This window comes from Pseudoalteromonas sp. SG45-5, assembly GCF_014164085.1.
Taxonomy (GTDB): domain Bacteria; phylum Pseudomonadota; class Gammaproteobacteria; order Enterobacterales; family Alteromonadaceae; genus Pseudoalteromonas; species Pseudoalteromonas aliena.
In genome coordinates, this window is sequence record NZ_JACJEM010000014.1 from 1 (window position 1) to 24,842 (window position 24,842).

A 24,842-nucleotide genomic window follows, 5' to 3' on the forward strand; every position below is an offset into this window, starting at 1 on the left:
CCTTTAGGTGTCTTTTTTTATACATATTCCCGCCATAAATCTCCCATATTAGTTTAATTTTTATGTAAATAAACTCCATCTTAGCTGTCATATTTAAAACTCATACTGTGCCCGTTTTCATAATTAACACTTTTTTATAATTATTAACCTGAGCTCTGGTTAAGAGGTTTACTAACGCATTGAATTATGGAGATATTTAAATTTATTTTCTCTAGCCAGAGATTTTCAGTGAAAACAAGGCGAATTTACGCGTCAATAGCGGGCCTATTGCAAGTAAATTCAACACAGTTAGCGCTGAAAATAGCTGCTCGAGATAGATTTATTATCCAGAGTTCAGGTTTATTACCAAACGGGACAACAATGTACGCTTTAAAAAGTAAATCGATTTTGAGCATGGCAATTGCCATGGCTGTATCAACATCAGCTTATGCTAACGACAGCACAATAGAGGAAGTAACCGTTGTCGCTAAGCCAACTAGTTATGCTAACAATGTGATTGAGCCTGCAATGCTTGAGCAACAAAGTTCGGTATCGAGCATATTATCAGTAATAGATAACTTACCAGGTATTAGCATAAACGAAGGCGATGCATTTGGCGGTGACGATTGGTCTACAACAATTACTATGCGTGGTTTTAGTATTGATGGTAATCAACAGCAGTTAGGTATGACGGTTGATGGTATTCCAAATGGTGGTTCTAATTATGGCGGTGGCGCAAAAGCAAACCGTTATTTAGAGAGCGAAAACTTAGCAACGGTCGAGGTTGGTCAAGGTACGTCTGATATTAAATCGGCATCACTTGAAGCTCTCGGCGGAACATTTAATTTTGTAAGTAAAGCACCAAGCCTTGAAAAAGGCACTACTTTTGCTTATACCTCAGGCAGCCACGATGCCACTCGTTATTATGTTAAACACGAAACGGGCACTGTTTTTAGTAATACTCAGGCATATGCAAGTTACTCACAAACTAACACAAGTCGCTGGGTTGGCTCGGGTAGTAATGGGGGTAAAGATAACCAACATGCAGAAATTAAATCGGTAACAACGCTTGCGGATTTAACAATTACTGGGCGTTTATCTTACGACGACGTAAATGAAACAAACTACAACAGTGTAAGCCTTAAACAGTTTGAACAAACACCCGATTGGGATCAGCTCATATGGAACTGGACAGGGGTTCCGCATTTTGACCAAATGTTTGCAGAAGGTTGGGGGACGCTCCGTGAAAATACCTTAGGTTATTTAAAGTTCGAGTACGCGATTTCACCAACGTCACTATTAACAGTGAGCCCTTATTATCACAAAAACTCAGGCCGTGGTGATTGGATCCCTCCCTATCTAGAAACACCTGTTGATGAAAATGGCGATGCGACAACTCAAGGCGGTAAAAGTGCGGGTAGTTATGGTTTTGCTGATAGCGAAGGCAACCCACTTGCACCAAGTGAGGGATGTACAGCAAGCTTAAGTTGGCCATGGGCGTCAGGCCCTAGTTTAAATCCTGCGTGCTACGATGCCACAGCAACACCCGTTATGTCTTATCGTCATACACATTACAACAAAGATCGTTTAGGCGTCACAGCAAACTACCAAGCTACGCTTGGCATGCATGATATAGAAGCGGGTTTTTGGTACGAACAAAGTGAGCGTGATGAATCACGTGATTGGCACAAAGTTATTGATGCGCGTATTTATCATCATTTTGATAGCACACCTTACTGGACACAATACAAAAATACCTTTGAGACCGATACTTTTAAATGGTACTTACAAGATTCGATTAACTTTGGTGATTTAACGTTAAATATTGGTGCTAAGCAGTATTTAGTTGAGCTACAAAAGTACGATCACTTTGCTAATGAAAGCTCAGATAAAGTAGATAGCGATTCGGATGTTTTACTCAGTGGTGGCGTGCTGTATCAGCTAAATAATAGCACTGAATTATTTGCCAGCTACAGTGAGAATTTTGCAGCAATTAAAGACGGTGTACTTGAACGAGACAGCTCGACACTGACTGAGATAGAGCCAGAAACAGCTGAAAATATTGATTTTGGTGTGCGCTACCAAGCCGATAGATTATCGCTTACAGCAACAGCCTATAGCGTTAAGTTTGATAATCGTATTACGTTTATTGCACCAGGTAGTGGTTCAGATGGGATTGATTACAGCATCGGAACTAATGGCGCTTATCTTAATGTAGGTGGTATTGATTCAGCGGGCCTAGAATTATCAGCAAGCTACATGTTAACACCAAGCTGGAACCTGTACTCGTCTTATACTAATAGCAGCTCAGAGTACACGTCTGATGATCCAAGTGCATACGATTCGCAAGGTGTATTACTAAAAGATGAAAATGGTAACGACGTAGCACCTAGCTTTAGAAATGGCGATAGCATAATTGATTCATCAGAAGATTTATTTGTCGTGTCTACAGATTACTTTAGCGATGGCTTTCGTATTGGTCTATCTGCTAAGTACACTGGTGAGCGTTTAGGTGCATGGAATGATGAAAACACACGCTCGCGAAACAAAGTAGATGGCTACACGGTACTTGATTTTAATGCGGGCTACTCTACTGATGTAGATGCGGGCCCATTTAAAGCAATTGATATATCGTTAGTTGTTTATAACGTTACAGATAAAAGCTATTTAGCTGGTGGTACTGGTAATGGTTCTACATACTTTATTGGTGCACCTCGCACTGCTGCCGTGACATTCACTGCGGACTTTTAAGTTAAAGTTTAGGATTAGCAATTGAATTAAAATAAAGCCCATCACTGATGGGCTTTGTTATATGAAAGGGCGCAAAAACACGATGAAAACGATTATAAAAGTAACAGTATTTAGCTTAAGTGTATTAGTAAGTAACTTTGCAGCAGCGCAAAATGTAGTGCTGGTAACGCTTGATGGTGTACGCTGGCAAGAAGTATTTAATGGGGCTGATAAAAACTTAATTAATAATACTGATTTTGTTAAAAAGCCAGAGCAATTAAAGACCCAGTTTTGGGCAAAAACAGCAAATGAGCGCCAGCAATTACTAATGCCTTTTTTAACGCAAGTAGTGGCTAAAAAAGGGGTTATAATTGGCGATAGAGCTAACGGCTCTACTATGTCGGTAAGTAACCCGTGGTATTTTTCATACCCTGGTTATAACGAAATACTCACCGGTGAAGTTGACGAAAACCTTAACAGTAACGACAAGGTCCTCAACCCAAATAAAACTATTTTAGAGCGTTTAGATAAGTTACCGGAGTTTAAAAACAGCACTGCTTTATTTGGTAGCTGGGATGTATTTCCATACATTGTAAATAATAAACGCAGCGATGTTTATGTAAACGCGGGGTTTATGCCCATTGCAGAGGATTTATTTGCAGATGCGCCACTGTTAAATGCGTTACAAAAAGAAATCCCGAGCCCTTGGCATAACGTGCGCCTAGACAGTTTTACCTATCGTTTTGCTAAAGCCTATATGTTGGCTAAAACGCCTAAATTGCTAGTGATAAGTTTAGGCGAAACCGATGACTTTGCGCATGATGGTCACTACGATCAATACCTTAAATCGGCAAGACAAAGTGACGCGTTTATAAAAGACTTATGGGCAACCATTCAAACTACAGCAGGTTATAAAAATAACACCACCCTTATTATTACCACTGATCATGGCCGTGGCAGCAACGCCGATGACTGGCAACATCACAGTTCTAAGCGTGCATTGGCTAAATCTGCACAGGGAAAAAAGGCGTTTCCTGAGGGGATTATTGGCTCTGAGTATATTTGGCTTGCAGCCATTGGACCCGCCATTAAAGGCAGTGGTCTAATTAAAACTAAAAATGGGTTTAAACAAGCGCAAGTTGCTGCCACTGTTTTAAAAGCATTAGGGCAAAATCCATACACTATTAACCCTGCTATGGCACCTGCCATTAACGAGATTTTAAAATGAAACATCTACTAAATGCATTGACTCAAGCAGCGCTTTTGCTCGCGCTTATAATTAGTGGCAATGCAATGGCAGCGCCATCAAAAATATTGTTTGGCTCATGTGGGCACCAAGATAAAAACATACCCATATTTAATACAATTAATAAAGAGCAAGGGGATTTGTTTATATTTTTGGGTGACAATATTTACGGCGACACCAATAATATGAGTGTACTTGCCGATAAGTACCAACGTTTGGGGGCAAAGCTTGGTTTTAAAACGTTAAAAGCGCAAACGCCTATCATTGCTATGTGGGATGACCACGATTATGGTCAAAACGATGCAGGTAAAGAGTATCCGCATAAAGAGCAATCACGCCAAATTATGCTTAATTTTTGGGATGAACCTGCAAACTCAGCGCGTCGCACTCGCCCTGATGGAATTTATACCTCGTACATGTATGGTGAAAATGAGCAAACCATACAAGTAATAATGCCTGATTTGCGTTGGAACCGTGATGCGCTAAACCATGTAAGCGAGCTTGAGTATTACACTAAGCGCAAACTTAATAACCAAGGCCCGTATAGTCCCAGTGAAGTAAAGGGCGCATCAATGTTAGGTGAAGCGCAGTGGCAATGGCTTGAGCAAGAGCTTAAAAAGCCCGCAGCAATAAAACTAATTGCCTCAAGCTTACAGCTTTTACCCGATTTTACAGGGTGGGAGTCATGGGCAAACTTTCCTGAAGATAGAAACCGTTTATTTGCATTGATTAAAAAGCATAAAGTAAATGGGGTAGTGATCATCAGCGGCGATACACACTGGGGTGAAATATCAAAGTATCAGCAAAATCTAGATTACCCATTAATTGAGATGACCAGCTCTGGCTTAACTGAAAAATGGAAAGACGTCAGTCCTAACAAGCACCGAGTAGGGGGTTTTACTCATAACGTAAATTATGGTGATTTAAGCATAAACTGGCAGCAAACTGATCCCACCATTTCACTTAAATTAAAAGGCATTGATGGCGAAGTAATAATGCAAAGTGACTTTAGTTTATCAAGTATTAGCCCTTATAAATAAACTCACTACTACGCACAGTATGTAAAATAGATGCTGTGCGTATAAAAATCTGTAAATTAGTTCTTAACTCTCTGATTTATTAAAGCCAATTACCCGTTTGCGCTACCCCTAATATTGAAAATATCTTACACTGGTTTTATCTCAAGCAAGGTCAGTGTTATATGCTAAATATTATTCAATCAAACCGCATGGAAGCCCTGCAAGCGCAGTTCCACCAGCTGTTAAAAGTAAACCCATTGCCAAGCCCGTTCGACAAAGAAGTAGTGCTAGTGCAATCGCCGGGTATGTCGCAGTGGTTAAAAATAGGTTTGAGCGAAAACTTAGGGGTCGCAGCGCAGGTAGATTTTCCGCTGCCGTCGAGCTTTATTTGGCAGTTGTATCAGCAATTGCTACCAAATGTCCCTAAAGAGTCGGCATTCAATAAACCTAACCTTGCTTGGAAACTGTTTGCAATTTTACCAAACTGTATTGACGAGCCATTATATTTGCCGCTAAAAACCTATTTAGAGGGCGATATAGACGGGCAAAAAACCTTTGCGCTGTGTGAAAAAATAGCGGATGTGTACGACCAATATTTAATGTACCGACCGCACTGGATAGCCACATGGGATAGCGGCAAAGATGAGCTTGATGATGTAGATGTAACCATTGCGCCATGGCAACCTGATTTATGGCGACGCATTGTAACACTAAGCCAAGAGCTTGGGCAAAGCCAATTTCATCGCGCTAATATGCAAGGGCAGTTACTTGCAGCACTTGAGACTATGGACAATAGCATACTGCCACAACGCATTAGCTTATTTGGTATATCGGCGATTGCCAGCTCCCAGCTAGAGGTGTTTGAAGCGCTGAGTAAAAAAACCGAAGTTATATTATTCTTTTTTAACCCGAGTGAGCATTACTGGGGCGATATTATAGATGAAAAAACAGCAGCTAAAATAAGCGCTAAATACGCCAAAATGCCGCTGGTGGAAGCGCAACAAAAAAAACAAACCAACCCAGATGAAGAATACTACTTTATAGGTAATCCGTTGTTATCGTCGTGGGGTAAATTAGGTCGCGACTATTTTGAACAACTTGTACAGCTAGATGCTCGTTGGATTGATGGCTTTATTGATGTGTTTGACGACACCTTACTAGGGCAAGTACAAAGTGAGATTTATCAGCTTGCGTTTAAAGGCGAATCGCTGACCGATAATAAAGAGTGGTTTATAAACGACGAAGGTAAATTACCAATCAGCGCAACCGACACCAGCATTACGCTCAGCGATTGCCATACACCGCTTAGAGAAGTTGAGCGCTTGCACGACTACTTACTTAACTTATTTAATCAAAACCCAGCGCTTACCCCTAAAGACATAATCGTCATGATGCCCGATGTAGGCACTTACAGCCCTTATATTGAAGCCGTATTTGGCGGGGCACAAGGCAGTCGCTTTATTCCTTATGCATTGGCCGATTTAGCCATAGAGCAAGAAAAGCCCGTGCTTAGTTCATTTGCGAGTTTAGCTAACTTACCGTTTTCGCGCTTTGGTGTGTCGGATATTCTCGATTTATTACAAGTGACGCAAATAGCCGAAAAATTTGGGCTTGAAGCGCACGAATATGAGCAAATTCAATACTGGCTTGAACGTGTTGGGGTTAAATGGGGTATAAACGCAGCGCATAAAAGTAGCTTTGATTTACCCGCTATCGATTTAAATACCTGGCAACATGGGCTCAACCGTTTATTGCTTGGCATTGCCATGCGCGACGAGCAATACCCGTTTAACGGTATTTACAGCGCTGACGAAGTAGAAGGCATGGCGCTTGATACACTCAATAAGCTCGTGCACTTTATTGATGTACTGCAAAGCTTTAAAGAGCAGCTAACACCCGACGATACGCTCACCAATAAAGCGCATATTTTAAGCGAGCTGTTAAACGCGATATACGAAAGTGAAAGCGATGACAGCTGGGATTTATTAGTATTGCAAAACGTGCTGGAAGAGTTACAAAAACACCACGACAACGGCGATTACAGCAAAGCAGTTTCGCAGCGTATTGTTAGTTACTTAATTAAACAAGGCATTCAAGAAAAAGGCGTAGGGCAGCGGTTTTTAGTAGGCCAAGTAAACTTTTGTACACTTATGCCCATGCGCGCCGTGCCATTTAAAGTGGTATGTATGCTGGGCTTAAATGATGCCGACTACCCACGTAACGTACAGCCTATTGGTTTTGACTTAGTGCCGTATTCTAAAAAGCAAAAAGGTGACCGGTCACGTAAATTAGATGACCGTTACTTATTTTTAGAGGCGCTACTGAGTGCCCGCGACAACTTATACATGAGTTACATTGGTCGCTCGTGTTTTGATAACCAACCGCGCATGCCATCAACCCTTGTAAGTGAGCTGTTAGAATATATTGGGCGTAGTTTTGTATTAAACGATAAAAGCGAAAAAACGCTGCCCGCATGTCTAATTAACCAGCAGCATTTACAGCCCTTTAATAGCCATTATTACTTAGCCGATGAGCAAGCCAATACTGTGCTGAGCAACCACAGTTACAATCCAATTTGGCTGCCAAGTGAGTCAATTAAACCAGAGCCAGTTATTGCACTTGATGTGACTGTGCCAGAGCAGTTAGATCTCGATGTGTTTATTAGAAGTGTGTGCAGCGCACAAGAGAGCTTTTATCAACAAACATTAGGTTTACGCCTGCCACAATTTAACGAAGTGGCAAAAGACGAAGAACCATTTAGCCTAGATGCGCTGCGACGTTATTTTTACCTTGATGAAATACTTAAAGCCAATATAAACGAGCAACCACTGAGTACCGAGCAAATACTGCAGCGGGGTGAGTTACCTCAAGCCAATGTAGGCAGCCTCATATTTGAGAGTATGGAGCACCGAGTTGATGCGCTTGCAGGGCAAGTAAAAGAGCAGATTAAAGGCGGGAAAAGTGATCCAATAGAAGTTTTGCTTACCATTGAAGGCACCAAAATAGAAGGCTGGCTCAATCATGTTTATTTGCAAAAACAAGTGTTTTATCGCAGTGCGAGTATTAAAGCGAAAGATTTAATTAAAGGCTTTATTTATCACCTCTCAGCGCAAAGTATGGATCAACAAGTAGAAACATTGTTACTTGGGCTCGATAAGCAAATTACCTTTGCGCCAATTAATAAAGCTGATGCCGATGCATTGCTACTTGATTGGTTTGAGTTATACAAAGCGCTGCGCACAGAGCCTGTGCCGTTTTTTCCGGTAAGTGGTTATGAATACGTCAAAAGCGGCGGCGATATAACAAAAGCAATGAGCAAATTTAGCCCGCAATACATAGGGCGAGGCGAGGGCGAAAATCCGTATATTCGCTTAACGGTGCAATCGCTAAACGACTGCCAAGACGAATTTATAAAATGGAGTGATAAATTGCTCATCCCATTATTTGAACACGCAAAGGAGAGTGACCATGCAAGCGCTTAATCCTCTTACTATGCCGCTCATAGGTCAAAGTTTAATAGAAGCCAGTGCGGGTACCGGTAAAACTTATACAATTACGGGGCTGTATTTACGTTACTTACTAGGTATGCAAATAGAAGGTGAGTTAAATACGCCGCTCAGTGTTGAGCAAATTTTGGTAGTAACCTTTACCGACGCTGCCACTCAAGAAATTAAAGACCGCGTACGCAGCCGAATTATTGCTGCGCGCGACGCACTGCTTGGGCAAAACCCAAACGACGAACTCATTGAAGGCGTAATTGCCAAAATTGACGATAAACACCGCGCCTTTGATTTACTCGATGCAGCTGCTAAATCAATGGACGAAGCCGCTATTTTTACTATTCATGGCTTTTGTCAGCGGATGTTAAAACAACATGCGTTTGAGTCGGGTGTGGCGTTTAATCTCGAATTTATTTTAGATGAGCGCGACATACTGCTCGAAACTATTAAAGATTTTTGGCGTGCGTTTGTATACCCACTTAATAAAGAACGCACCGATGCTATTTTAGATGTATTTGCCGCACCCGAGGCTTTATTCGTTCAAGTGGCGAGCATTTTAAATAAAGCTAATGCGCACATTACGCCACAAATAAATTTAGACGATGTGTGGAAAGCCCGCGACGAGTACATAACCCGTGTACCTGCATTTAAAAAAGCGGTGTTAGAGCAAGAGTTTATAGGTGCTATTAAAGGCTCGGGTTTAAGCGGGTCTAAAACGCCAGCACGAAAAGGCAGCCTGAGTGCGCTTGAAATATTTTGTTTAGGCGGCGATTTGTTTTTTGAATTTGGCACTAGCAAGTATTCGTTTGAAGTGTGGAGTACAGAAAACCTGAGCGATGTAGCTAATTATAAAAAGAATCAGCCATTATTTGTGCACCCATTACTAAGTCAATTTGACGAGCTTGCCGCCCTTAATAACACCATAAACCAAGGGCTTAAAATAGCGGTTGTACAACACGCAGCACGCTGGGTAAAAGCCGCAATAGTTAAGTGCAAGCAAGAGCAAAGCGTTATCACCCCAGATGACTTATTGACCAATTTACACAGTGCGCTTAATAACGAGCAAGGCGACGTACTGGCGCAAAAAATTGCGCAGTTGTTTCCGGTTGCCATGATTGATGAATTCCAAGATACCGATCCGATTCAGTACGGTATTTTTAGTAAAATTTATGGGCAACAAAATACCACGCTTGCCATGATAGGCGATCCCAAGCAGGCTATTTATGGCTTTAGGGGAGCGGATATTTTTACGTACATTGGCGCAAAAGAAGCTGTACAGATTGATCAGCAATTTACGCTGGGTACTAACTTTCGCTCAAGCACCGATATAGTAAATAGCGTTAATAGTTTATTTGGCAAACACGCTAATAGCTTTATTTATAACGACGCTATACCCTTTAACGCAGTAGCTGCTAAAGGTAAAAAAGCGGATGACTCTTTTTTAATTGATGGCAAACCCGCTACCGCATTCGAATTTAATGTATTTGTGGATGAAGCCGCCGATGAAAAAAACAAACCAACCAACAAAGGTGTAGGGCAAGCACATTTAGCCACTCACTTTGCTAATAAAATAGTGACCCTGCTTGAAAAAGCAAAACAGGGGGATGCGTGTATTGGCAGTACCCCTGTAAGCGCTGCAGATATATGTATATTAGTGCGCGACCGTGTTGAAGCGCAAATAATGAAAAAAGCGCTTAGTGAAGCCAAAATAGCCAGCGTGTATTTATCGCGAGAAAGCGTTTTTAGCCAAGAGCTTAGCCATCACCTACTTAACTTTTTAACAGCGCTGCATGGTCAATATGACGAGTCATTGCTGCGCGGTGTTTTAGCCGGACCACTATTTTGTTTAAGTTATAACGAAATACACGCACTCGCCGATGATGAAAATAAATGGCAAGAGCATTTAAACTTTTTTGCACAACTTAGCCACATTTGGAACAAGCAAGGCGCTATGGCAATGCTTGAGCGCTTAATGAGCCATAACCAGCTTAGCGCTAAATGGCAAGGGTTAGGATATAACGTTGAGCGTTGGCTGACGGACTTTAGGCACTTGGGCGAAATACTTCAGCAAAAACAAATAGAGCTTGAAGGTACGCTGCGTTTACTGCGATGGTTTGCACAAAAGGTAAGCCAACAAGACGGCGAAACAGTACAAGTGCGCCTAGAAAGTGACGCCAACTTAGTTAAAATTGTCACTATGCATGCCTCAAAAGGGCTTGAATACCCTTTGGTATTTATGCCGTTTGCCAGTGGCTATCGCGAAACAAAAGAAGCGCTTTATCACGATAACGGCAAGCTAATTTACGATTTAAGTAAAGACGAAGATGCCCTTCAAAAAGCAGAACAAGAACGCCTAGCTGAAGATTTACGCCTGCTTTATGTAGCACTTACTCGCGCCGTGCATTTTTGTGCGCTTGGTGTTTATAACATAGGGCAAGGACAAAGTAGCCGCTTGGCTATGCAAAGTAGTGCACTAGGGCATGTGTTATTTGCAGGGCTTGAGCTTGCCAGTAGCCAAGCATGGCGCACGCATTTAAGTGAGTTTTGCGACGCTAATAGCGCGATGAGCTATCAGCAATTTACCTCACACACATTATTAGAGCAGGGAACACTTTGTTTTAATAACAGTGAAAGTGCGCAGCAAACGTTAAGTGTTAATAAAGTAACAGCAAATATTGAGCGAAACTGGCGAGCAACCAGCTTCAGTGCGTTGAGCTTTAAAAAGCACAGCGACCAATTAGCCCCAGGGCGAAGTGATGAAGATCACGAAAAAGACGAGTTTGCAGTGCAAGAGGACGAACTACCATCACCTTATAGTTTTCCTAAAGGGGCAAAGCCTGGTAGCTGTTTACACGAAATATTTGAACAAATAGATTTTACTAGCCCAATGGTTCACCCAACTAATACCGAGCAAAACTTATCTGAGGTAGTTAAGCGCAGCCTTGAAAAGTACCACATAGGTGATCAATGGCGAGAAGTGGCTGAAAAATGGGTGCTTGATGTTCTTGCGTGTCCTCTAGATGAGGGGCTTCTTTCATTAGGTGTGCTTACACCCAATGATTGCCTAGTCGAAATGGAATTTAATTTACCTCTTGAGAGTTTAAGTGCACCTAAGCTAAACGAAATGCTGGTTAAACATTTTGGCTTTACGCAAAGTAAGCTTGAATTTTCGCACGTAAAGGGCTTGTTAAAAGGCTTTGTCGATTTAATATTTTGCTACCAAGGCAAATATTATATTTTAGATTATAAGTCTAATTATTTAGGTAGCACGCCAGCTGATTACGAGAGCGACATGCTTGAGCAAGCGATGAGCAGTCATCAGTATCATTTACAGTATTTAATTTACACCGTAGCACTGCATCGTTTATTAAAACAACGTATAGCTGATTACTCAATAGAAACCCATTTAGGCGGTGTGTATTATACTTTTTTACGGGGAATGCCGGCAGGGCAAGGCGTGTACTTTAAAAAGCTAACTGAAGAACAAGTGATTATTTTAGATGGCTTATTTAGCCAAGGAGCCATGCTATGAGCGATTTAAATGAACAACCTGGCTTGTTTGACGATATAGAAGAGACACTTAATAATGAGGCAGCAGAGCCTCTTACTTCAAAAAATGTAGCACAAGATACCCCATTAGAGGACATTGTGTTAAATAATACGATTACCAAAGTGCCGTTACTTGAGTATTTATTAGCGCAAAATCGACTACGTGTGGTTGATGTTAAACTCGCAGAATTACTGTGTGCTAATGACATTGAGCAAACTCATAATGAGCTGTTTTATATTATTTTATTACTGTGCTTATCGCAGCAAAGCCAGCATAGCTGTCTAACTTTAAATGAGGTTGACTGGAGCAATCCTTTTAACTTGCGCAACAGTGACTTTAATAAACTCGATGGCAATGTACCCAGTACGTTAAGCCCGTTTAGTGATGACTTTAACGTACATACGGCGCTTAATTATTTACAAAGCCATGAAAGCGTGGGCGAAAATAAACCACTGCAACTGTTTAACGAGCGACTTTATTTTGCGCGCCTTGCCGGTTATGAGCAAACACTCGCGGATAGACTATTAAGCATGAGCGAGCGAAAGCTCAATATTAATAATGAAGTATTGGCTGAACTTTTAAATACCTATTTTCCTGCAGATTCTGCAATTGAAACTGATTGGCAAAAAGTGGCGTGTGCGATTGCGGCCACCAAAGGCTTTAGTGTGATCACGGGTGGCCCAGGTACAGGTAAAACTACCACAGTGACTAAGTTGCTGGCTATTTTGCAGTCACTTTATGAAACAGCACCCCTTAGTATTAAGCTGGTGGCCCCTACAGGTAAAGCTGCTGCACGTTTAAGTGAGTCTATTTTGGGCGCTAAAAATAAGCTCACAACGATTCCTGATGATATAAAAACGCTGATCCCGCAAAGCGCTCAAACTATTCATCGCTTATTAGGCGTAAAACCGTTTACTAATAAATTCAGACATAACAAAAGCAATCCGCTGCATTTAGATGTACTAATTATTGATGAAGCCAGTATGGTCGATTTATCGCTGATGGCTAAATTAATAGAAGCATTGCCTACGCACGCGCGATTAATACTCCTAGGTGATAAAGATCAGCTTGCCTCGGTAGATACCGGCAGCGTAATGAGCGATTTATGCCAAGGTTTAACACTTGGGCAAACGCCAAGCTACTCGCAAGCACGTTGTGATGAGCTAAATAGCTTATGTTTTAATAATGAGCCTAAGCTCGTAGCGCAAAGCGTGAGTGAATTTAAACTCGCAGATTGCGTTGCCTTTTTACAGCACAGTTATCGATTTGATGCACAAAGCGGCATTGGTCAACTCGCACTTGCGGTAAACACCAATAACACCGGTATTTTAAATTACGTAGAGCAAGAAAGTGTTGAAGGGCGTTTTAACGATGTAATTTTAGATTACGACTTTGTAGCAAAACCAATTGAAAAGCTCGTTAAAAGTGCAGCAAGTCATTATGCAAAATATCTTAACTTAATTGCCCAAGGTGCAGATGTTGCGCAGGTGCATGCTGCTTTTGCTAGTTATCAGCTTTTAGCTGCGGTACGAGAGGGCGATTACGGCGTGCATAGCTTAAATCAGCGGATAGAGCGCGTATTGCAACAGCAAGGTTTAATAACAGTTAGCCCTAATACTCATCATTATACAGGCATGCCCATTATGGTGACTCAAAACGATTACCAGCTTAAGTTATTTAACGGCGATATTGGTATTTTAATGCCCGATAGAAGTAATCAGCTCAAAGCCATATTTATTGATGAGCAAGGTAACCAACGAGCATTTTCGCCAGCACGACTACCTGCACACGATAAAGTATATGTAATGACTATTCATAAATCACAAGGCTCAGAATTTAGCTACACCGCTATGGTACTGCCACCGCTAAAACAAGCCCGTATGGGGATCAACAGGCAATTAGTGTATACGGGAATAACCCGCGCTAAAAACACCTTTGAGCTGGTTGCAGATAAAAAAGTACTGCAACTAGCGATGAATAAAAGCGTATCGAGAGCATCGGGTTTGTATCAAAGATTGAAGTTATAAATAACCTGAACACTGCTTAAGAGATTTACTAACCTATTGAATCATGGTGATATTTAAATTTTTTCTCTAGCCAGAGATTTTCAGTGGAAACAAGGCGAATTTACGCGTCAATAGCGGGCCTATTGCGAGTAAATTCAACGCAGTTAGCGCTGAAAATAGCTGCTTGAGATAGATTTATTATCCAGAGTTTAGGTTATTTAGTTAAACAACAATTTCGTCCTTAAACTACTTAGTCTGGTACGGCCTATAGGGAGCTGTTCACCGGTATGAAGTTGCACGTTATATTTGCTGCCTTCTTCACTGAGTAATGCCTTAATGTTAGATATTGGCAATACATACGAGCGGTGTATCCGGATAAAGTCTGGGCTCAATAACGCGAGTAATTTATCTAAATTCTTATCGTGTAAAATTTGTTTAGTGCCTCTGTTTTGCTGGGCTTTAGTTACAATCACACTGTAATGGCCGTCAGCTTTGATATAGAGAATATCTTCTATTGGAAGTAATTCGATTTTTCCTAAATATTTATAGGTTAAGTATTTGCTAGCCCCATTATGCTGCTGTTGTAACCGGTTTATTGCCTTTTTAATACGCTCTTGAGTAAATGGCTTCGCTACAAAATCGAGTACGCCAATATCAAACGCGTCAATCGCTCGATCGCTATTAGCAGAAACAATAATTGTGTGGAAGCTCTCACAGAGGGTGTGCTTTAATAACTCAAAACCATCTTTTCCTTGCAGGTTTAAATCTAAAAATAAAACATCAATAGGGTGATCGGCTAAGTAATCGTAGGCGTCGTCAAGATTAGTGCAAATATGCAATTCGATTTTTTGTTCATCAAAGGCGTTCTCAATAAAGCGCTTTAATCTTTTTGCTACCATAAATTCATCTTCAACCATTAATACTTTTTTCATAGGGGATCCTTGAGGTTGCTATTATTAGCACGGTGATCATCATAATCTATTAACGGCGTTGATATTTTTGTAACCCATTGTTGCTTTTCAATATTCTGAAATAAAGACCATTGATTAGAAAAGCTTTCATTTAACCTTGCTGCTATGTATTTATTACCAATACCTGCGCCTATTTTAGTCTGTGTAGCATTTTTGTTTGAATTATGAGTAATCGCATTTATAGGGACGATAAACGTTAAATACTGCGTGTTATTTATTATTTTTTGCTCAAAAAAGAAGGTAATATGGCCTTGTTGGTAATGGTTATGCGAAATTGCGTTTTCTATTAATGTTAAAATAATACCCGGTGGAATGCAGTTGTTCGGGTGAGATATATCCACTCTTAGGGAGTAATTTATATTTGAGCGATATGTCATAACTTTTAAGTGGGAACGACATAAGTCGATTTCATCTTGGAGATTGATTATTTTTTTTGCAGACAGTTGCGCCATAAATCTAAACTCATCCGCTAAGGCGTGTATAAATTTTACCGCTGTTGCAGGTGAGTCTTCAATCCACTCTTCAACAGCTGTTAATGTGTTTAAGATAAAGTGAGGTTGTAGATTACGTTTGACTAATTCAAGCTCAAGGCGACTTGCATTAATTTTACTTTGTTCAAGTTGTTTGGTATTAGCACTCATGGTTTGTGCAAGGGTGTAGAGCATTAAAAAGATTAACCCAGCAAAAGAGAGGAAAAAGTACTGATCCATGTATGAATAACTATTTATAAAAATAGGTGCAATGAATAGAGCTAAACCCAAAACCATTAATTTTGCATTGGCTTGTTGCGTAATGATAGCTTTGATACAAATGCACACAGCACTAAAAACGCCCACTAAAAATACATATAAGCTTCTATTGTCATATCCACCAACCGCGATTAACAACACAGCTTGCAAGCAAATAACAAATGCTAGCCATATTGTACGATTTGTTTTTGATAATTTAAAAAACCATGCAAAAAAACAGGTGAAAAGCAGTGAAATTAAGCACGACAATGCTAAAACTATTTGTAAGCGAGGAATTTGCCAATCGTAAGGGTAAGGCATAAGACCACGCCATGATTCTACAAAAATAAGAACCAAAATACTTAAGCATAATATGCTAAATATTAAGTAGCTGGGTTGGCGGTAACTAGTAATAAATACAATCAATGAGTACAAAGCAATTAAGAGTAAGGCGCTGGTCATTATCAACGGTAAACTGGCTTTTTTATAAGGCAGCTGTATTAAATAGTCATATTCTGTTATCGCACTTGTAAACGAGACATAATCTACCTCAGAAGAAACGCGCTGATTAGAAATACGTAAACTTAAAGTATGTGTGCCTTTATCAGTTGCAGTATTAGGCAACAGCATTATTTTATCGATCAGGCCCGCAACTTCAGTGTGTTGAGAATCACCTACAAGGCCATTTTTACCTATTAAAACACCATCCCAATAAGCCTCAAACGATCCCAAAATACTAATAAACAAACCTAGCGAAGACGAGGGCTTTTTTTCAAAATTAAAGTCCATTTGCACCCATCGAATATTTTTTGAATTTTTAATACCGTGAAATGTATTTTTTTGCCACACAGAGCGGTTTACGATAGGTAATGAATAAGCAATATCGTCATCATCAATTAAATAATAGTGCTCGGCAAAGATAGCATCAGGCTCTTGCGCATAGGTAGCGAAGCTTGTAAAAAATAAAACGAATATGAGCTGATACTTAAGCATTGTGTTCCCTCTTTTATATTCCCCATCTTAGCAATAAAAAAGGAAAACATTCGAGGTGTTGAGGAATTATACGAGCCGTTCATGCATAAGTTGCTTATTTAAGTCGGCTAATGCGCCACACTGAGGTTTACTTTACAGAACGAGATGCTCCTATGGCTATTAAAAAAACTATCATGACTTTGAGTAAATGTTGCGCAGCGCTAAGTTTAATTGTGGCTAGTGTGTGTGTCGCTAACACTCAAAAGACGCAACTATCTATAACTGGTAATACACATCAATTAACTACTTTTACGTCACCGGTAGGTGAAGAATATAGTTATCAGCAGTTTATTGATAACTACAAAATACCAGGGCTAAGTTTTGCTGTTATTGATGATTATAAAGTGATTTATACTAATTTTGCAGGCGTTAAAGATACTAAAAGTAAGCAGAAAATTGATCAATTTACTGCTTTCTCAACGGCATCTATTGCAAAACCTGTCACTGCAACAATTGCAGCAATGCTCGCAGAGCAAGGTAAATTAGATTTAGATACACCTGTGAGTAACTATTTAAAACGCTGGGTGTTACCTTCATCAGTGTTTGAGTCATCAAAAAACCTTTCTATTCGGCAGTTGTTGTCGCATACCGCAGGGATGAGCCAAGGCGGGTATGCTGACTTTCATTTAGGGGATGATATTCCAACCCTTATAGATGTGCTTGAGGGTAAAAAGCTACCACGATATAAACGTCCGATTTCGATGCTATTTGCCCCTGACACTGATTGGCAATACAGTGGCGGAGGGTATGTAATAGTACAAGTTGCGATTGAAGATATAACCGGTAAACCATTGCAAGCATTAGCTCAAAAGATGCTATTTGATCCATTAGGTATGAAAAATACAACGATGTATCAAAATGGAGATAAACAATTTTTAACTAATGTTGCGAAGGTTCATGATCGTCAGCAGCAGGTTATAAGAGATGGCATACCAATTTGTCCGCAAATAGCACCATCTGGGCTATGGAGTACGCCACAAGACATGGCCAAATTCACAATTGAATATCAAAAGGCGCTAGCAGGTAAAGTAACGTCGGTTATTTCAACATTCGTAGCACGTACCACAACGGATATTCACACGCTTAAAAAAATAGGTGGGTGGTCACCGGGTTGGATGAGATTTGAGGCCAAAGGTAATCTAGAGTGGTTCTCGCATGGAGGCTCAAACACTGGTACTGGCGGGCATATTATGTCAACAATGCAAGGTGGTAAAGGCATTATGGTTTTTATGAATGCGACAACAGAGCACAGAAACCCTGCAATAGATGCGTTTATTGACAGTACGATAAAAAAAATGAAATGGGCACGTGTAATTTCAGCAACAGCAAAACCCCCCAAGCATCAAATAGAGAAAATGCTCGGCAGGTATTTATCTCAGTTTGATCAAATAGTGACGATTACATTATCAAAATCCGGTAACGACTTGATATATGAAGATCCCCTTCTAAACAAAAAAGGCGTTAAAATGCATTATCAAGGAAGTGGGATGTTTGCTGTAGATAATAACCCTAATCAGATAAGTGTTGTAATGAACCCTTTATCTAATAAATATTTTTTAGTACTAAATAATGTCGGGAGTGGTTTAACTGAGCGTGCGATGCGCAAACTTGAAAAAGATGAACAACTTCCTTTTGAAGTAGCAAAACACGCTGATTTTATAAGCACATTAAAGGCATATAAAGCATGGAAAAAAAACTATCCTGATTCAAAATTTCTTTCAGCTAATGCAATTAATAATGCCGGATATAATGCGTTAGGTAACAAGGACTACCAAGTAGCTATAACGCTTTTTAGGGTTTATAGCCATCTATATCCTGATGATGCAAATGCATTTGATAGTTTAGCAGAAGCGTACATGCTCTTTGGAGATACTGTTAATGCGATAGCAAACTATGAGCAATCTTTGCAATTGAACCCACAAAATGCAAATGCAGAAAAGATGATACATACTCTTAAAAAGCAATAAGTAGTTATAGATTTAGAATGTGGAATAGCGGGTGTTAAATCTTTTTGATAAACACCCGCTAAACTAAGCATTGCTAAAGGCAAAGGGCTTTTGAAGTAGTTTATAAGTATTTTATTGTAAAGCGGTTCAAAACAGCCAAAACACTGGCATAAAGTGAAATAAGTAAAAGCTTCAATATGCTATCGCCATGTTCAATCATTACATTGACAGTTCCCATACTCACGCCACACGATAAACATAATAAAACACTCAGTACGTTTATATTTTTAAATACATTGCCAAGAACAAAGCTTGTCAATGTAGCTGCTATACAAGCTACCGCATAACTTGCAACATTTAGAAGTTGCCATTGTTGATGGGTCAGTAGCAATATAGATGCACTAACGAAGCACAGAATACCAATTAACAATGAAAATTTAAGTGCACTGTTACTAAGGGCAACTTTAACTGCGTGACTCCCATTATAAATTGGTAAAGTGGTGAGTAATTCCCACGATTGTGAACGTTGTGCTTTTGCCCATTGGCATAACGTAACCGCAGCTAACAGCATTAATGTTAAAGCGAATAATACATGCTCTGCAATGTTATAAAAAAAGTTTATCACTATTGCTATGATAGAAAAGAGCACTAATAAAATAATGTATTGCGATAAACTAGATCCAACAAAATAACTCAATGGGAATAGTTGTTTATTTATGGCTGTGCCGTAATTTGATAAAAATCCACTTGGTACGGGCGACCAACCTGACTGAAGTCCTTGGCGGTAATTTACAAGTGCATCGGCTTGCCATATATAGGGCATACCTAATTTGTTTTTACATAGTAAAATTAGACTTAAAACCAGTAAGGAGCATGGTATTAACCACAAAGGTAAGTGTTCAAAAAAGATAGATATAATAATTGTGAATGTGAATGCTAAATAACAACATGTTGTAAATAAGTGGCTTGTAACGCGGCAAGTAAACCAAATACTTAAGCCCAAGGTGTTTGCTAGTAACAGCATGTTGATGTTATTTAAGCTAGGCGATAGGGCAATACTACACAGCAGAATGAGGTTTATTAAGGCAATAAAGACTTTACCTTGAAACATTACATGTTTGCAGTAATCAGCGACTAAGCATTGCCATTCAGTTGCTTGCATTCGAATACTTTGCCATGCAAGCGCACAATAAGCACACACAACAGCAAATATCATCATCATAGTTGATAACGATTCCACACGAATAAAAATGATACATGCGGCTGCGGCTAAAATAGCCTGAATTAAGTAGCTGGCACAGCCCAAATCTTTAAACCAAAAATTGAGACTACCCTGATACCAAGGTCGTTTTACTGCATTCATCATCCATGCAGCTCCACAAATAGTTGCTCTAGTGATAAATGGTTGATGGCAAGTGCGCCCGGAATAGGCTCTCCTTGGTAGCCATAAATAATGGCTGAGTTTGCTTGCAAATTAAGCACGCGGTAGGGACTTAGATCGATGTTTTGCTCTGTAAAATTGACTCTTCTGATGGTATCGCGTACGACATCTAATTCGTCAATCAAGATAAGCTCGGCGTCTTTTATTAGGGCTATATGACTGGCTACACGTTCTATATCGGATGTGATATGTGAGGAAAATAAAATACCAGAGCCTGAGTCTAATGCTAAGTCGAACAAGTCGCCCATAAACTCGCGTCGTGCTATTGGATCCAAACTGGCTACTGGTTCATCTAAAATAAGTAATTTGGGATGATAAGCCATAGCCATGATCAGCGCTAAAGTTTGACGTTGGCCGATAGATAACTCGTTAATTGCAGCATCAGTCGCCAGCTCAAACCGTTTGAGCCATTTAGCTTCTAATTGCAGATCCCATGTAGGGTAAAAGCTGCGGTGTAGTGCCAAAGCGTCAGCGACCTTAAAGCCTTCATAACCAAATGTTTGTTGTGGCACATAACCTATTTGGGCTTTACTTTGTGCGCTGAGCTTATCACTGGGTTCACCAAAAACACGTATCTCACCTTGATCAGGTGCTATCAACCCAAGCGCACTGCGTAATAATGTCGTTTTACCTGCACCATTTTTACCCAGTAAACCAATGACCATACCTGGCTCTAAAGCAAGCGAAACATTGTTTAATACACTGCGTTGGTCATAGCTTTTATAAATATTATTGTAGCTAAGAAGGGGCTGTTCCATGTTTATAATTTCCATCGTTTTTTTATAAGCTCGACGAGCGCTTCTTGCGATACATCAAGCTGTTTTGTTTGTTGAACGAGTTGATCGATAGCCTTAAAAAGCAAGGTGTCTTGTTGATCAGGTTGTTGCGATGTTTTTTGTGCCACACGGGTGGCTTGACCGCGACGACGCTCTAACCAGCCTTGATCGACCAATTGACCGATTGCACGTGATACCGTCATCGGGTTTACAGCAAAGTGATCTGCTATTTTACGCACTGATGGCAGCTCTTCACCGGTTAATAATTGCCCGCCCACAATCAAGCGCACAATTTGCTCATGCAATTGTTTATAGATTGGATCGCCATTATTAGGGTTGACATTAATAAATTCTAGCATTACTCTTTCTCTACTGTATTAATACATTAATACACCGATACACTAAGGTTAAGTTATCATATTGAGTGTAAAATGCAACAAGGGAAAGATTAATGAAAATCATGTTTAATTTACGTAAAAGCCTGATAAAGCTTACAATATTACCAATATTATTGGCCGGCTCAACAGCTGTATTAGCTGATAATAATAAAAAAAACCAACCATTACTCACACCTTGCTACATGGAAGGGCTTGCTGATAGGTTGATGTGCGGCAGTATTAGCCAGTCTTTATCGCAAAATCCGGCGGATGGTAATATTGATATCCACTTTGCTGTAATTCCAGCTATTAAACCAAGTTACCCTGACGAAGCCATTCTTGGTTTTGCCGGAGGTCCAGGGCAAGGCGCAATTGATCTCGCTGCTATCTTTAATAGAAACTTACAATTTGCCCGTGAAACACGCGATATAGTATTGATTGATCAGCGTGGCACGGGTTATTCAAATAAGTTGCAGTGTGACAGTGATGATTTACAAACGCAGTTTGCATTTAATGAAGCCTTTGCTGATTTACCTGCTCTGGGCGCGCAAGACACGCAAAAGTGTAAAGATAAGCTCAATATTGATTTAAGTCATTTCACTACACCCATTGCCGCTAAAGATTTTGAAGCGGTACGAAAAGCGCTTGGCTACAAAGGGTTTCATCTATATGGGGTGTCCTACGGCACGCGAATAGCGCAAGAATATACGCGTCAATTTTCAAGTTCAGTGATCACCAGCACGCTTGATGGTGTTGTACCTATGCAACAAAGTTTAGCTGCCATTGGTGAGGCTATTGATAGCTCGCTTGCGGCCCTATTTAGTCGTTGTGAAGCCAACGCACAGTGTGCTCAGCAATACCCTGATTTGAAAACTGAGTTTACAGCTTTATTGGCTAAACTCGATGCTCAACCAGTCGAGGTGCAGGTTTTACATCCGCGTACACATGAGACTATTACACTCGCTGTTACAAAAACAAAGTTTTTCGGGGCAATACGTATGGCTTTGTATAGTCATTCACGTCGTGCGATTGTGCCACTGGTGATTACACAAACTGCAAAAGGTAATTATTCAGCACTTGCGGGTTTAATGGCAGGGGTTGATATGTCAGAAATGCTCGCCATGGGTATGCATAACGCCATCGTTTGTGGCGAAGATTGGCCACAATTAAATACACAAACCCGTCAGCAATATAATAAAACGTATGTGGGCAGCTTGATGATAGAGGGGCTCGATATTATGTGCCCAATATTAAATGTAACAGCCGTAGATAAATCATTTTATCAACCGCTTAACAGCTCAACACCTACGTTACTGTTATCTGGTGAGCGTGACCCAGCAACACCGCCAAGTTGGGCTGAACTTGCTATGGTAAGCATGAGTGAAGCAACGCATTTGGTATCACCCACGGCAACTCATGGGATCGGCTCGCAAACGTGTGCGCCTAAAATAATCGCCCAATTTATTGATCAAAAAAATATGCAAGATATTAATACCGACTGTATCAAAGATAAAAACGATAAACAGTTCTTTATGAATATCAATGGTGTTGCACCAATGCATACTCAGACCGCAACTTTAAACGCACAAGACAAGGAGTAAACCATGATTAAAGTAACTAACTTAACAAAGAAAATTGGTGATGTTAATGCGTTAAACGATCTTAGCTTTAGCGCACAAAATGGTAAAATAACGGGTTTACTTGGCCCCAATGGTGCGGGCAAAACAACGTGTTTAAGAACGGTGTTTGGTTTGCTAAAAGCAGATAAAGGTACAGCTGAGATTGATGGTATTGATGTTGCAAAAAATCCAATGGCAGCTAAACAAAATTTGGGATTGTTTCCTGATCCTTGTGGATTGTATGAGAGATTAACGCCCAGAGAATATATAACCTTTTTTGCGCAGTTGAGCGGGATGTCAGAGGTTGCGGCAAAAGAAGCGACAGCAAAAGTGCTCGAAAAATTAAGCATGGATGATATTGCAGATCGTCGTTGCCAAGGGTTTTCACAGGGGCAGCGTATGAAAACAGCACTGGCTCAAGCGGTTGTGCATAACCCATCAAACATTATTTTAGATGAACCAACACGTGGTTTGGATGTTATGAGTACACGTATTTTAAGAGAGTTATTATTGCTACTTAAAGCGCAAGGGCACTGCGTACTGTTTTCATCGCATGTTATGCAAGAAGTGGCTGCATTGTGCGACCACGTGGTGATTATGGCCAATGGTAAAGTGGTTGCAGAGGGCTCAGTAGAGTCGTTATGTGAGCGAACAGGTAAAGACAGTTTAGAAGAAGCATTCATAGACTTGATAGGCAGTGACGAAGGAATTGCAGCATGATTAATTTATTAAAAGTGTTATATAAAAAAGAAGTCATGGATGCCAGTCGTGACAAACGTTCAGTATTGGCAGGACTTTATTATGCAATTGGTGCCCCGCTTGGCATATGCATACTTTTTACATTGCTATTACAACAGCTTGCATCGCCTGATGCATTAAAAATAACGATTGAAAATAGTCTTTCAGCACCTAACTTAGTGGCTCATTTAAAAAACAATGATATCGCAATGGGAACGGATAATACGGATAGCAAATTAAAGCCAATTATATTGCAAATAAGTGATGATTATCAGAAGAATATGCGCGAAGGTCGCCCAGCGACTGTAACGCTCATTGCAGATAAATCAGATGATAAGCTACGTAAACATATTCAACGCGTGGAAAAAACGCTTGCTTTGTATAATTCTGAAGTGGCTAGCTTAAGATTAATCACACGGGGTGTCGACCCGCAACTAATGAGAGTGCTTGCGGTTGAGGTCAATGATCAAGCAACACCTGATTCTAAAGGGGGTATGTTCTTGGGGATTGCAACTCTATCAATGATTTTAACTGTATTTTATGCTGCAATGAACCTGGCAATAGATACCAGTGCTGGGGAGCGTGAACGTAATTCTTTATCATTATTGTTAAGTCACCCATTAAGTAGCTTACACATTGTATTAGCAAAATCGGCGGCGATAGCTACATTCTCTATGCTGGGATTAGCGATCATTCTAGTGGTGTCGAAGTTTTCTTACGGTATGGTGCCGTGGCAGCAGCTAGGGTTTAGCGTAACCATTACACCGTCATTTATGCTTTTTTGTGCCGTAGTGTGTTTGCCAATTGCATTTATGTCAGCCAGTTTGCAGGTGTTTGTTTCGTTTACGGCAAAATCATTTAAAGAGGCGCAATCTTACGTGACGATGGTGTTATTTATTCCGATGGCATTAAGCATGGTAACGACTTACGATATTGCGACAGATATTGTGCAATGGTTACCTATTGCTGCGCAGCAATTTGCACTCATGGAGTTTATTAAAGGCAACCCAATACCGGTGCCACAATTAGTGCTATCAACATTGATTACAATTATATTGTTTGGCGTATTTAGTTATTTAAGTAGCCGTATGCTTAAAAGCGAAAAAGTAGTATTTGGTTTGTAAGTTTAAAAACCTTAAAAACATATTAAAAGCGGCCGTTGAGCCGCTTTTAATATGGAATGC

Annotated in this window: 15 protein-coding genes; 10 read left to right on the forward strand and 5 right to left on the reverse strand. The window is 40.3% G+C overall.

The genetic code is table 11. The features are described 5' to 3' along the window. Window positions 1-360: 360 nt before the first annotated feature. The 6 genes from H5119_RS06130 to recD all read left to right on the forward strand — a co-directional run bounded on the left by H5119_RS06130 (window position 361) and on the right by recD (window position 14,051). A complete protein-coding gene (locus tag H5119_RS06130) occupies window positions 361-2,730 on the forward strand; it encodes a TonB-dependent receptor domain-containing protein (protein WP_182701599.1) in 2,370 nt (789 codons plus the stop codon). Between the two features lie 82 nt (window positions 2,731-2,812). Then, window positions 2,813-3,937 (forward strand): alkaline phosphatase family protein, encoded by a 1,125-nt coding sequence (locus tag H5119_RS06135; protein WP_182701600.1) that lies wholly within the window; start codon window positions 2,813-2,815, stop codon window positions 3,935-3,937. After that, the gene (locus tag H5119_RS06140) at window positions 3,934-4,995 is read left to right on the forward strand and encodes an alkaline phosphatase D family protein (RefSeq protein WP_182701601.1); all 1,062 of its coding nucleotides are present in this window, start codon (window positions 3,934-3,936) and stop codon (window positions 4,993-4,995) included. Before H5119_RS06135 ends, H5119_RS06140 begins: the two co-directional genes overlap by 4 nt. Window positions 4,996-5,156: 161 nt before the next feature. Then, a complete protein-coding gene (gene recC, locus H5119_RS06145; protein WP_182701602.1) occupies window positions 5,157-8,456 on the forward strand; it encodes an exodeoxyribonuclease V subunit gamma in 3,300 nt (1,099 codons plus the stop codon). After that, window positions 8,443-12,006 carry an exodeoxyribonuclease V subunit beta gene (gene recB / locus H5119_RS06150; RefSeq protein ID WP_182701603.1) on the forward strand — a complete coding sequence of 1,188 codons (3,564 nt, stop codon included), beginning with the start codon at window positions 8,443-8,445 and terminating at the stop codon, window positions 12,004-12,006. Before recC ends, recB begins: the two co-directional genes overlap by 14 nt. Beyond that, window positions 12,003-14,051 carry an exodeoxyribonuclease V subunit alpha gene (recD, locus tag H5119_RS06155; protein ID WP_182701604.1) on the forward strand — a complete coding sequence of 683 codons (2,049 nt, stop codon included), beginning with the start codon at window positions 12,003-12,005 and terminating at the stop codon, window positions 14,049-14,051. The genes recB and recD overlap by 4 nt, the downstream gene beginning before the upstream one ends. 197 nt (window positions 14,052-14,248) lie before the next feature. Here the strand turns inward: recD and H5119_RS06160 are convergent, their stop codons facing one another. Beyond that, window positions 14,249-14,962 carry a LytTR family DNA-binding domain-containing protein gene (locus tag H5119_RS06160; RefSeq protein WP_182701605.1) on the reverse strand — a complete coding sequence of 238 codons (714 nt, stop codon included), beginning with the start codon at window positions 14,960-14,962 and terminating at the stop codon, window positions 14,249-14,251. Further along, window positions 14,959-16,722, reverse strand: a complete 1,764-nt coding sequence (locus H5119_RS06165; RefSeq protein ID WP_182701606.1) for a histidine kinase — start codon at window positions 16,720-16,722, stop codon at window positions 14,959-14,961. The genes H5119_RS06160 and H5119_RS06165 overlap by 4 nt, the downstream gene beginning before the upstream one ends. A gap of 152 nt (window positions 16,723-16,874) precedes the next feature. On the opposite strand from H5119_RS06165, the gene H5119_RS06170 reads away from it, so the two are divergent. Then, window positions 16,875-18,728: a serine hydrolase gene (locus H5119_RS06170; RefSeq protein ID WP_182701607.1), complete on the forward strand. Its 1,854-nt coding sequence runs from the start codon at window positions 16,875-16,877 to the stop codon at window positions 18,726-18,728. 100 nt (window positions 18,729-18,828) lie between these two features. Here the strand turns inward: H5119_RS06170 and H5119_RS06175 are convergent, their stop codons facing one another. Genes H5119_RS06175 through H5119_RS06185 form a run of 3 tightly spaced genes read right to left on the reverse strand, consistent with a single transcriptional unit; the run spans window position 18,829 to window position 21,283 of the window. Continuing rightward, window positions 18,829-20,073, reverse strand: a complete 1,245-nt coding sequence (locus H5119_RS06175; RefSeq protein ID WP_169327293.1) for a hypothetical protein — start codon at window positions 20,071-20,073, stop codon at window positions 18,829-18,831. Beyond that, a complete protein-coding gene (locus tag H5119_RS06180) occupies window positions 20,070-20,906 on the reverse strand; it encodes an ABC transporter ATP-binding protein (protein ID WP_169327292.1) in 837 nt (278 codons plus the stop codon). The genes H5119_RS06175 and H5119_RS06180 overlap by 4 nt, the downstream gene beginning before the upstream one ends. A gap of 2 nt (window positions 20,907-20,908) precedes the next feature. After that, window positions 20,909-21,283, reverse strand: a complete 375-nt coding sequence (locus tag H5119_RS06185) for a GntR family transcriptional regulator (protein ID WP_008167164.1) — start codon at window positions 21,281-21,283, stop codon at window positions 20,909-20,911. A 92-nt stretch (window positions 21,284-21,375) separates the two neighbouring features. On the opposite strand from H5119_RS06185, the gene H5119_RS06190 reads away from it, so the two are divergent. The 3 genes from H5119_RS06190 to H5119_RS06200 are packed head-to-tail and all read left to right on the forward strand — an operon-like array spanning window position 21,376 to window position 24,782. Further along, window positions 21,376-22,902, forward strand: a complete 1,527-nt coding sequence (locus H5119_RS06190; RefSeq protein ID WP_182701608.1) for an alpha/beta fold hydrolase — start codon at window positions 21,376-21,378, stop codon at window positions 22,900-22,902. A gap of 3 nt (window positions 22,903-22,905) precedes the next feature. Continuing rightward, window positions 22,906-23,640 carry an ATP-binding cassette domain-containing protein gene (locus H5119_RS06195; RefSeq protein ID WP_054203417.1) on the forward strand — a complete coding sequence of 245 codons (735 nt, stop codon included), beginning with the start codon at window positions 22,906-22,908 and terminating at the stop codon, window positions 23,638-23,640. After that, complete coding sequence (locus H5119_RS06200; RefSeq protein WP_182701609.1) at window positions 23,637-24,782, forward strand: ABC transporter permease; 1,146 nt, start codon at window positions 23,637-23,639, stop codon at window positions 24,780-24,782. The genes H5119_RS06195 and H5119_RS06200 overlap by 4 nt, the downstream gene beginning before the upstream one ends. The last annotated feature ends 60 nt before the right edge of the window (window positions 24,783-24,842 follow it).